Here is an 11,020-nt window from a genome sequence, read left to right as displayed (position 1 = left end):
GCACCCGGGCCTGTTCAAACTGGGGAAGTTGCAGTTTCATCAGCGACTCGCCGTCATGCGCGGCGTTTACAGATCCTTGAGTATGTAGACCGCGCCGCAATAGGGGCACTTGGCTTCGCCGCCCTGCTCTTCGATGGGCAGATAGACCCGGGGATGGGAATTCCACAGGGTCATGTCATCCATCGGGCAGTGCAGCGGCAGTTCCGCGCGGGTCACTTCGTAGCGGCTGGCCGCGTTGGCCTGCACCGGTTTGCGGGCCGCCGGTGAGTTCTGGCCCGATTTGGGGGTCGATTTCTGGTTCACTGCCTTTGCCTCCTGTTGCCTGCTGTGCAGATTATTATTTTATTTTACGTAGGCCAGCCAGTCCGTGTACTTGTCGACACGACCGTGGACCAGATCAAAATAGTGGCTCTGCAACTGCTCGGTGACCGGCCCGCGCACGCCCGAGCCGATGGGCCGGCCGTCCAGTTCGCGAATGGGCGTGACCTCGGCGGCGCTGCCGGTAAAGAAGGCCTCGTCGGCCACGTACACCTCGTCGCGGGTGATACGCTTTTCGCGCACCTCGTAACCCAGATCCCGCGCCAGGTGCAACAAGGTATCGCGGGTGATCCCCTCCAGCGCCGAGGTCAGCTCGGGGGTGTAGATCACGCCGTTGCGCACCAGGAAAAAGTTCTCGCCGCTGCCCTCGGTCACGAAGCCGTCCACATCCAGCAGCAGCGCCTCGTCGTAGCCGTCGCGCACCGCTTCCTGCAGCGCCATCATCGAATTCATATAGTTGCCGTTGGCCTTGGCCCGGCACATGGTGACGTTGACATGATGGCGGGTGAACGAGGAAGTGCGAATGCGAATGCCTTTCTCCATCCCCTCGGCACCCAGGTAGGAGCCCCACTCCCAGGCGGCGACAATGGTGTGGACCTGCAGATTATCGGCACGCAGCCCCATGCCCTCGGCACCGTAGAAACACATCGGGCGAATATAGGCCGACTCCAGGCCATTCTCGCGCACCACCGCCAGCTGGGCATCGTTGAGGGTCTGCTTGTCGAAACGGATCTTCATGTTGAGGATGTGGGCGGAGCGAAACAGCCGGTCGGTATGCTCCTGCAGGCGGAAAATGGCCGTGCCCTGCTCCGCCTTGTAGGCGCGCAGCCCCTCGAAAACCCCCATGCCGTAATGCAGCGTATGGGTCAGCACATGCACCTGCGCCTCGCGCCAGGGCACCATTTCACCATCGAACCAGATGACACCGTCACGCTCGGCCATCGACATACCACGCCACTCCTCAATCCGTAAATTCAGTAAAAATCGCCAAAGAGGCTTATTCTAAGCGAAATCAGCGGGTTTGTCGTTCTAGAAAAGGGACGAGGTACGAGGGACGAGTGACGAGGTTTTTTATATCCCCTCCCCCTGACCCCTCCCTGTGGGAGGGGAAACGGATCTTTGCTGTCAGCAGATTCCCTCCCCTTCCAGGCACAAGTCCGTCGAAAACGGATTTGATCGGCCGAAGGCTGGTCCGGAAGGTGGAGGCAGGGAAGCCCGGAATAACGGCCAGGGTGGGATGATAGTATATCAGCCCAAGCAAACCCGCCTCGTCACTCGGCACTTGGTCCTCGTCCCTGCCCGGAGGGCTTTGTCACTCGTCCCTCGCCCCTCGTCCCTCCCCGACAGGGGCAGGGCCCAGCACCTGATCCCAGATCCGTTTCACCAGCGCCAGGTGCTCATCAAACTCACCTTTCGGGGCCAGGGTCTTCTGCTCCTGCAGCGCCATGCGATGGGCCTGGCCGCGGTAGGCGCGGTAGGCTTCCTTGAGCTGTTCGGTGTCGGTCGCGTCCAGCAGGCCGGTGTCGGCCAGGGTGTCGAGGATGCGAATGTTGTCGGTCCAGGTCAGCAGGTCGGGATACTGGCGGGCGTAGCCGAGCACAAAGTACTGGACCAGAAATTCGATATCGACCATACCGCCCTGGCCCTGTTTCAGATCCACGCAGCCGGGCTCTTTTTTGGTCAGCTCGGTGCGCATGCGCTGGCGCATCTTGACGACTTCAGCACGCAGTTGGTCCAGATCCCGTTCCCGTCCGAGGACGGTCTGGCGCACCTTGCCAAAGCGGTCGATGATGTCGTGATCGCCGGCCACACCGCGGGCCCGCACCAGGGCCTGGTGTTCCCACAACCAGGCCTTGTTGAGTTGATAGCCTTCAAAGGAAGCGAGGTTGCTGACCAGCATGCCCGAAGCGCCGTCGGGGCGCAGGCGCAGATCGGCATCGTAGAGCACGCCGGCCGGGGTATGGGTGGTGAGAATATGAATCAGTCGCTGGCCGAGCCGGGCATAGAACACCGGCACCGCCAGCGGCTGGGGGCCGTCGGTCATCTCGTTCTGATCCTCGCTGGCATGCAAAAACACCAGATCCAGATCCGAGCCGTAACCCAGCTCGAAACCGCCCAGCTTGCCGTAGGCGATCACCGCAAAAGCCTTCTCGCCGCTTTGGCGGCTGGCAACCGGCTGGCCGTGGCGCTCGCTCAGATGCCGCCAGGCCTGCTGCAGGGCTTCTTCGAGGATCACCTCGGCAATCCAGGAGAGGTGATCGCTCACTTTCATCAGCGGCAGCACGTCCGAGACATCCGCCGCCACCACGCGCAGCACGTTGGTGTGTTTGAAGTGGCGCAGCGCTTCCATCGCCTGCTCGTGATCGTCGGCTTCGAGCTGGGCCAGCTCGCTTGCCAGTTCCGCGGCCAGCTCGGGTTTGGCCGGCGGCGCATAGAGGCTGCGCACGTCCATCAACTCGTCGAGCAGCAGCGGATAACGCGACAGATACCGCGACAACCAGGGGCTGGCCTGGCAAAGTTTGACCAGCTGGGAGAGCACCAGCGGGTTTTCCACCAGCAGGGCCAGGTAGACGCTGCGCCGGGCAATGGTCCGCACGATCTCGAGCACCCGCTCGAAGGTCATATCGGGATCGTCCGCCTGCGCGGCAGCCCCGAGCAGCAACGGCATCAACCGATCCAGCCGGCTTTTGCCGTTGGTGCTCAACGACTGGTAAAGCCGGCCGCCCTGTAAATCGGTCACGCGCGACAGGATCGCGGCAGGCTTCTGGTAACCGGCCTCTTCCAGCGCATGGGTGGCCTGTTCCTCATCCAGATTGGCGTACCACAGATCGTAGAAGATATTTTCATTGTCCTCCTCGACGTTCTGCGGTGCCGCGAAGACCTGCTCGAAATGGTTATGCACGTGTTGGCGATGATGTTCCAGCTCGCCGTAAAACGATTGCCAGTTGTCAAAGCCCATGCTCCAGGCCAGTCGCAGGCGCGGGTACTCGTCATCGGGCAGGTCATGGGTTTGCTGATCCAGTACCCCCTGCAGGCGATGCTCCACATCGCGCAGGAAGCGATAACCGGCTTCCAGTTCGCGGACCACAAACTCGGGCAGGACGTCCATTTTCTGCAGCAGGGGCAACACCATGAGCACCCGCCGTTCCTGCAAGGCCGGATCCCGGCCGCCGCGGATCAACTGAAACACCTGGGCGATAAACTCGATCTCGCGAATGCCGCCCAGCCCGAGCTTCACATTCTGCTCCAGTCCCTTGCGTTTAACCTGCTTGGCGATCATGCCCTTCATGTCGCGCAGGGATTCGTAGGCACCGTAATCAAGATAGCGGCGATAGACGAATGGATGCAGCATGTCCATCAGTTCCTTGCCAGCCGCCTGATCACCGGCTACCACGCGTGCCTTGATCATGGCATAGCGTTCCCACTCACGACCGTGCGCCTGGTAATAGGTCTCCAGGGCATCGAAGCTGGTCACGAGCGGTCCCCCGTCACCGAACGGGCGCAGACGCATATCAACCCGGAATACGAAGCCTTCGGGGGTCTGCTGATCCAGCACGGTAATCAGCTTCTGTCCGAGTTTGATAAAAAACTCGCCGTGGCTGAGGGTGCGCCCCTCACCACGGGTTTCGCCTTCCTCGGCAAAGGTAAAGATGAGATCGATATCCGAGGAGACATTCAGCTCCCACGCACCCAGCTTGCCCATGCCCAGCACCACCAGGTTCATGGGTGAGCCGTCTTCATAACAGGGCGTGCCATACTGATCGCAAAAGCGCGGGTATAACCAGTCCAACGCGCCGTCAATACAGGTTTCCGCCAGATAGGTCAGATCCCGGCAGGTCTCCTCCAGCTCGGCCCAGCCGGCCAGGTCCCGCCACAGAATGCGCACCATCTCGCGCTGACGAAAACGACGCAGCACGTGCATCAGGCCCGCTTCATCCTCCACCGGGGCGATCACCGACGCCCATTGCGCGGCGAATTGCTCGCGGTCAGCCGACTGCAACAGCCGCGACTGCAGGGCAGAAAAATCGTCGGGATAACGCAGACACTGACGCGCCACGTACTCACTCGCCGCCCAGACCGTCGGCAGCGACCCGGCGACCGCCTCATCCAGTACGGTATCGCCCGCCTTCGGGCCAAACTCCTCCCACCAGTGCATGACCTGATCGGCCAGCGGCCCGGGTAACTGTGAAATAACCTGATCGACGTTGCTGCTCATAAACAAAAAATCGGGTGGGTGTGCCGGATACTATGACCAAAACCGCCTGCCGTCACAACCACAATAGTTCTCTTGTTTCCTGCACTGGGAAAAAAATCGCGGAGGACGCAGAGGCGCGGAGTCGCAGAGTAGTTAAAAAATATTATTTTACGTTTTGCAGTGTGCCGTTGATTCAGGATGAATTTCAGCAACGGCAATTCCAGAATGACGCTGCATGGCATTGCTGAATCCGATCAGTCTTGAACCACTGTTGGCTGGTCAACGAATACCAATTAATTTTTCTCTGCGCCTCCGCGCCTCTGCGCGATGTACAGGGATGTACAAGTGTCGCGGGAGGCAGGAAGCCGAGAGCGACCCTCCGCGTTAATTCCACCGTCAATCAGAAATGAAAAAAGCCCCGCCATTACTGGCGGGGCTTTTTGTTGCGCCTGGGTTAAGGCAAGCAAAGCCTGGGCTGAAAGGGACGGAGAGGAGATGGCTGCAAGGCAGCCAAATGACCCGTAGCGGAGCTTACATTAAACGTAAGTGAGCAACGGAAGCATTTGGCGAACGCCGCAGACGCTCATCTCCGGCCTCTTTCAGGCCGGGCGACTACATCATGCCGCCCATGCCGCCCATACCCATGTCGCCCATGCCACCGGCTGCGCCGGCGCCGGCACCGCCGTCTTCGTCGGGCTTGTCGGCGATCATGGCTTCGGTGGTGATCATCAGGCCGGAGATCGAGGCGGCGTTCTGCAGGGCAGTACGGGTTACCTTGGTCGGGTCCAGAATACCCATTTTGATCATGTCACCGTATTCACCGGTAGCGGCGTTGTAACCGAAGTTACCCTTGCCTTCTTCCACCTTGTTGCAAACCACGGAGGCCTCGGAACCGGTGTTGGTCACGATCTGACGCAGGGGCTCTTCCATGGCGCGGCGCAGGATGTTGATGCCAACGTCCTGATCGTGGTTGTCACCATTGAGGCTGTCGATGCCGGTACGGGCGCGCAGCAGGGCCACACCACCGCCGGGTACGACGCCTTCTTCCACCGCGGCACGAGTGGCGTGCAGAGCGTCTTCCACACGGGCTTTCTTCTCCTTCATTTCCATCTCGGTCGCGGCACCGACCTTGATGACCGCAACACCGCCGGCCAGTTTGGCCACGCGTTCCTGCAGTTTTTCCTTGTCATAATCCGAGGAAGCTTCCTCGATCTGGGCGCGGATCTGGGTGACCCGGGCTTCGATGTCGTGCTGCGGACCGGCACCGTCGATAACGGTGGTTTCATCCTTGGAGACAACGACCTTCTTGGCCTGACCGAGATCTTCCACGGTGGCTTTTTCCAGTTGCAGACCGACTTCTTCGGAGATCACGGTACCACCGGTCAGAACGGCGATGTCCTGCAGCATGGCCTTGCGGCGCTCACCAAAGCCGGGGGCCTTGACGGCGGCAACCTTGACGATACCGCGCATGTTGTTAATCACCAGCGTGGCCAGGGCCTCGCCTTCGATGTCTTCGGCGACGATCAGCAACGGCTTGCCGGCCTTGGCAACACCTTCGAGAACCGGCAGCAGTTCGCGGATGTTGGAGATCTTCTTGTCGTGCAGCAGGATGTAGGGCTCTTCGAGTTCGGCGCTCATGTTCTGCTGATTGTTAACGAAGTAAGGGGACAGGTAGCCGCGATCGAACTGCATGCCTTCGACCACGTCCAGTTCGTTCTCCAGACCGGTGCCTTCTTCGACAGTGATAACGCCTTCCTTGCCGACCTTGCCCATGGCCTGAGCGATGATGCCACCGACTTCCTCATCGGAATTGGCCGAGATGGTGCCCACCTGGGCAATGGCGTTGTCGTCGGCGCAGGGGTTGGACAGCTTCTTCAGCTGTTCAACGGCTGCGGTGGTGCCTTTGTCGATACCGCGCTTGAGATCCATCGGGTTCATGCCGGCGGCTACCGCTTTCATGCCTTCGGTCAGGATAGACTGGGCCAGCACGGTCGCGGTGGTGGTACCGTCACCGGCAACGTCGGAGGTCTGGGAAGAGACTTCCTTGACCATTTGCGCACCCATGTTTTCGAACTTGTCGGTCAGTTCGATTTCCTTGGCCACGGAAACGCCGTCCTTGGTGATGGTCGGCGCGCCGAAGCTCTTCTCGAGCACGACATTGCGGCCTTTGGGGCCCAGGGTAACCTTGACGGCATTGGCCAGGGTGTTCACGCCTTTGAGCATTTTGTGACGGGCGTCGTCACCAAATTTCAATTCTTTTGCACTCATGTTCTTTCCTCACTATCTCTTAATATAGATAAGCTTACGATGTTGACGGGTTGAACGCCGTATCAGGCTTCAATCACACCCATAATGTCTTCTTCACGCATGACGAGCAGTTCCTCGTCATCGAGTTTGACTTCGTTGCCGGCATACTTGCCGAACAGCACCTTGTCACCCACTTTGACGTCCAGCGCGCGGACCTCGCCGTTGTCCAGAATCTTGCCATTACCCACAGCGATTATTTCGCCCTGGCTTGGCTTTTCGGTGGCGGAATCGGGAATGACGATACCGCCGGCCGTGGTACGTTCTTCTTCCATGCGACGAATAATCACGCGGTCATGCAAAGGACGGATTTTCATTCTCAGTGTCTCCTGAATGTTATTGATTTCTTGGATTTCAAATAGTTGGCCCGAACAGAACCCTGTCCGGGCGGGAATATCAGTCGGCCTTTTAGCACTCGGCATCGACGAGTGCTAATCATAGCGGTCACGGCCGTACTGTCAAGACCAGTCTCTTGATGGGGTGATGGTGGGAAAATTCAAGGCTCAGTCGTCATCCCGGTGCTTAAATTCGCCCTCGATGGTACGCGGCCCGCCACCGGGGGGCTCCCCGGGACCGCTGCCCGGCGGGCCGGTCCGTATCACACCGCGCTGGATGGCCCAGCGGATCAGTCCCTGGCGCAGGGGCGGTACCAGTAAGACGAAGCCCACCGCATCGGTGACGAACCCGGGGGTCAGCAACAGTGCGCCCGCCACCACCAGCAGCAACCCCTCGAACAGCGGCATAGCCGGCACCTGGCCCTGGGCCAGCTGCGTCTGGAAGCGCATCAGGGTGGAAAAGCCCTGCCAGCGCAGCAGACCGACCCCGATGACCGCGGTCAGCACCACCAGCAAAATCGTCGGCCAGGCGCCAATCACCTCGCCGATCTGGATGAGAAAATAAATTTCGACCAGCGGGATGGCAATAAACAAGAGCAGGAATAAACGGAACAACGGCAGCGTCCTTAATCAGCATGTGTATACGGTACTATTGTAACAGGTCGATGCTTTGCCAGCTGTGCGACGGGCTGTTATCTTGCACGGCATGAGCGAGCTTTCCCAGTGCCTGGTGCTATGCACCTGTCCCGATACCGACACCGCGCGACAACTGGCCGACCGGCTGGTGGCGGAGCGCCTGGCGGCCTGCGTCAATATTGTCCCCGGGCTCGAATCGGTCTACGAATGGCAGGGCAAGGTCGAGCGCGACGGGGAAGTGTTGCTGATCATCAAGACCCGGCAGGACCGCTACGGCCAGCTGGAAGAGACCCTGCAGCAACACCATCCGTATGAACTTCCTGAAATTCTCAGGGTCTCTCTGGATGGAGGACTGCAGGATTACCTGCAGTGGATTGATAACGCACTGGAATAATAATGATGATGAAAAAACTGTTTGCCGGCCTGTTATTTCTGTTTGTTTTCCCCGTGGCTGCCGAAGAAGAGCTGCTGGAACCGGACAAGGCGTTCGCCTTCCAGGCCGAGGTTGTCGATGGCACTGTCCAGGCCCGCTGGGATGTGGCTGATAACTATTATATGTATCGCGGCAAGATCCGCTTTGAAGTGGACAACCCCGATATCTCTCTGGGCGAACCGCAGTTGCCCGACGGCAAGATCAAGGACGACGAGTTCTTCGGCGAGGTCGAAATCTACCGCGGCAGCGTGCCGGTTACCATTCCGATTGAATCCGGCAGCGGTGATTTCACCCTGACCGCCCATTCCCAGGGCTGCGCCGACGTCGGCGTCTGTTATCCCCCGCACCGCCAGAACGTGCAGCTGACCGCCACCGGCACCACAACCGGTACGGACGGCAAGCGCTCCCTGCAGGATCTGAATGACGATCTGGGCCTGAACCAGGGCGACGATGAAGTCCTCCATCCCGATCAGGCCTTTGCCTTCAACACCGAAATCATGGACGCCAACACGGTCCGGGCCACCTGGCAAATCATGGCCGACCACTATCTGTATCGCGATAAATTCGAATTTTCCGTCAAGCAGGGCGACGCCCGGGTAGGCAAGGTCGAGCTGCCCAAAGGCAAGGAAAAAGAAGACGAGTTCTTCGGCAAGATCCGGGTCTTCGAGGGCGAACAGACCCTGGTCGTGGATATTCCCCTGGAACGAACCCGGGGCGAGGCCGGCGAGGTTGAGCTGGCGTTTGTCTACCAGGGCTGTGCCGAAAAAACCGGGATCTGTTACCCCCCGATTCGCAAGAGCGAGACCGTCACACTGGCCGCCACCGATCAATTCGCCATGGCCGATGATCCCGAGCCGGCCGGGCAGAGCGCTGGCCAGCAACAGCCTGTCTCCGAGCAGGACACCATCGCCGCTTCGCTGCAAGCCGGTGGGCTGCTGGTCATCCTGACCTTCTTCGGCTTCGGTCTGCTGCTGGCCTTCACGCCCTGCGTGTTCCCGATGATTCCGATCCTCTCCAGTATCATCATCGGCCAGGGCGACAAGATCACCACCGGACGCGCCTTCACCATGTCGACGGTCTATGTGCTGGCGATGGCGCTCACCTATACCGCCGCCGGGGTCATTGCCGGGATGCTGGGCGAGAATCTGCAGGCCGCGTTCCAGAATCCGTGGATTCTGGGCAGTTTTGCTGCCGTGTTCGTCCTGCTGTCATTATCCATGTTCGGCTTCTACGAACTGCAAATGCCCGCCTCCATCCAGGGCAAGCTCTCCGAGGTCAGTAACCGTCAGAAGGGTGGCAGCCTCACCGGCGTGGCCGTCATGGGCTTTCTCTCCGCGCTGATCGTCGGGCCCTGCGTGGCCGCGCCGCTGGCCGGGGCGCTCATTTATATTGGTCAGACCGGTGACGCCGTACTCGGCGGCATGGCGCTGTTCGCCCTCAGCCTGGGCATGGGACTACCGCTGATCGCCATCGGCACCTCGGCGGGCAAGCTGCTGCCCCGCGCCGGCGGCTGGATGGATACGGTCAAGGCCATCTTCGGTGTGCTGCTGCTGGCCGTCGCCATCTGGATGCTGGAACGGATCATCCCCGACTTTGTCGCCCTGTGGCTGTGGGCCGCGCTGCTGATCATCTCGGGTATCTATATGAAGGCCCTGGAACCGCTACCGGCCGACACCTCCGGCTGGCACCGGCTCTGGAAGGGGCTGGGGATCATCGTGCTGGTCTACGGCATCCTGCTGGTGATCGGCGCCAGCGCCGGCAGCAACGACAAATTCCGGCCGCTGCATGGCGTCTTTGCCGGCGCCGGCATGAGCGGCGGCGCTCAGCAGCAGTCGTTGCAGTTCGAGAAGATCAAGACCGTCGAGGATTTCGAGAACAAGCTGGCCCAGGCCAAAGCCGCCGGCAAGCCGGTGATGCTCGACTTCTACGCCGACTGGTGTATCTACTGCAAGGATTACGAGAAATATGTCTTCACCGATCAACGGGTCATCGAGCGACTGGATAACTTCGTCCTGCTCAAGGCGGACGTGACGGATAACGACGACAAGGACAAGGCGTTACTGCGCAGCTTCAATCTCGTTGCGCCCCCGGCAATCCTGTTCTTCGGCCCCGATGGCGAGGAACGCCACGGCCGGCGGCTGGTCGGGGCCATGAACGCCGATGAGTTTCATAACCATCTCAACATGATGTCCTTCTAGGTAACCGGCCCGCCCCGGTGGCGGGCCGGATATCGGAATGAATTCATTTAACCTTTAACGAACGGAACAGCCGTATGAAACGTTCAGTCTTAATCGCATTGATCATCGTCGTGGCGGTCATCAGTCTGCTGGCCGGCATGTACGCCAACAAGCTGTTTGACAGCCCGGACAGTCAAACAACTGCGCAAAGCAGCGATGCCGCCGGCCCGCCTGAAATCCGCCCCGATTTCGGCCTGCAGGATCTGCAGGGCAATTTGCGCCACGTCAGCGAATGGGACGGTGACGTGCTGATGATTAACTTCTGGGCCACCTGGTGCCCGCCCTGCCGCCGCGAGATTCCCGCCTTTATTGAATTACAGGATAAATACGGCGATCAGGGCTTTACCATCATCGGCATCGCCATCGACACCGAGCAAAATGCCAGGGACTTCGTCGACCCCATGGGCGTCAACTACCCGATCCTGATCGGTGACAAGGACGGCATTGCCCTCTCCAAAGACTACGGCAACCGCATGGGCGTGTTGCCCTACACCGTCATCGTCGACCGCGACGGCAAGATCACCGAAACCCATCGCAACGAACTGACCTTCGAAGACGCCGA

Annotated in this window: 9 protein-coding genes; 3 read left to right on the top strand and 6 right to left on the bottom strand. The window is 59.9% G+C overall.

The genetic code is table 11. The annotated features are described in order from the left end of the window. Positions 1–66: 66 nt before the first annotated feature. The 6 genes from RI563_RS10745 to RI563_RS10720 form a co-directional block, all read right to left on the bottom strand. The gene (locus tag RI563_RS10745) at positions 67–246 is read right to left on the bottom strand and encodes a zinc-finger domain-containing protein (RefSeq protein WP_411293577.1); all 180 of its coding nucleotides are present in this window, start codon (positions 244–246) and stop codon (positions 67–69) included. 96 nt (positions 247–342) lie between these two features. Next, a complete protein-coding gene (locus tag RI563_RS10740; RefSeq protein WP_310694381.1) occupies positions 343–1,266 on the bottom strand; it encodes a branched-chain amino acid transaminase in 924 nt (307 codons plus the stop codon). Positions 1,267–1,630: 364 nt separating this feature from the next. After that, positions 1,631–4,540, bottom strand: coding sequence for a bifunctional [glutamate--ammonia ligase]-adenylyl-L-tyrosine phosphorylase/[glutamate--ammonia-ligase] adenylyltransferase (gene glnE / locus RI563_RS10735; protein WP_411293576.1), 2,910 nt, complete (start codon positions 4,538–4,540; stop codon positions 1,631–1,633). A 585-nt stretch (positions 4,541–5,125) separates the two neighbouring features. Next, on the bottom strand, positions 5,126–6,781 hold the full coding sequence (gene groL / locus RI563_RS10730) for a chaperonin GroEL (protein WP_310694379.1): 1,656 nt from the start codon (positions 6,779–6,781) through the stop codon (positions 5,126–5,128). Positions 6,782–6,843: 62 nt separating this feature from the next. Next, positions 6,844–7,134, bottom strand: coding sequence for a co-chaperone GroES (gene groES / locus RI563_RS10725; protein ID WP_310694378.1), 291 nt, complete (start codon positions 7,132–7,134; stop codon positions 6,844–6,846). A gap of 186 nt (positions 7,135–7,320) precedes the next feature. Continuing rightward, on the bottom strand, positions 7,321–7,767 hold the full coding sequence (locus RI563_RS10720) for an FxsA family protein (RefSeq protein ID WP_310694377.1): 447 nt from the start codon (positions 7,765–7,767) through the stop codon (positions 7,321–7,323). Between the two features lie 91 nt (positions 7,768–7,858). Between RI563_RS10720 and cutA the strand changes: the two genes are divergently transcribed. The 3 genes from cutA to RI563_RS10705 form a co-directional block, all read left to right on the top strand. Continuing rightward, the gene (gene cutA / locus RI563_RS10715; RefSeq protein ID WP_310694376.1) at positions 7,859–8,182 is read left to right on the top strand and encodes a divalent-cation tolerance protein CutA; all 324 of its coding nucleotides are present in this window, start codon (positions 7,859–7,861) and stop codon (positions 8,180–8,182) included. Positions 8,183–8,184: 2 nt separating this feature from the next. Further along, complete coding sequence (locus RI563_RS10710; RefSeq protein ID WP_310694375.1) at positions 8,185–10,419, top strand: protein-disulfide reductase DsbD; 2,235 nt, start codon at positions 8,185–8,187, stop codon at positions 10,417–10,419. Positions 10,420–10,493: 74 nt separating this feature from the next. After that, on the top strand, positions 10,494–11,020 hold a 527-nt coding region (locus RI563_RS10705; protein WP_310694374.1), incomplete at its 3' end, for a TlpA disulfide reductase family protein.

This window comes from Thiohalophilus sp., assembly GCF_031581315.1.
In the GTDB taxonomy this organism is placed as follows: Bacteria; Pseudomonadota; Gammaproteobacteria; order UBA6429; family Thiohalophilaceae; genus Thiohalophilus.
The sequence above is the reverse complement of the archived record's forward strand: the minus strand, read 5'-3'. Positions and strand labels throughout refer to the sequence as shown.

What these genes read in the sequence shown, in the direction of transcription:
- RI563_RS10740 (WP_310694381.1), bottom strand. Translation starts at nt 1,266, where the DNA reads ATGTCGATGGCCGAGCGTGACGGTGTCATCTGGTTCGATGGTGAAATG.
- groL (WP_310694379.1), bottom strand. Translation starts at nt 6,781, where the DNA reads ATGAGTGCAAAAGAATTGAAATTTGGTGACGACGCCCGTCACAAAATG.
- groES (WP_310694378.1), bottom strand. Translation starts at nt 7,134, where the DNA reads ATGAAAATCCGTCCTTTGCATGACCGCGTGATTATTCGTCGCATGGAA.
- cutA (WP_310694376.1), top strand. Translation starts at nt 7,859, where the DNA reads ATGAGCGAGCTTTCCCAGTGCCTGGTGCTATGCACCTGTCCCGATACC.
- RI563_RS10710 (WP_310694375.1), top strand. Translation starts at nt 8,185, where the DNA reads ATGATGATGAAAAAACTGTTTGCCGGCCTGTTATTTCTGTTTGTTTTC.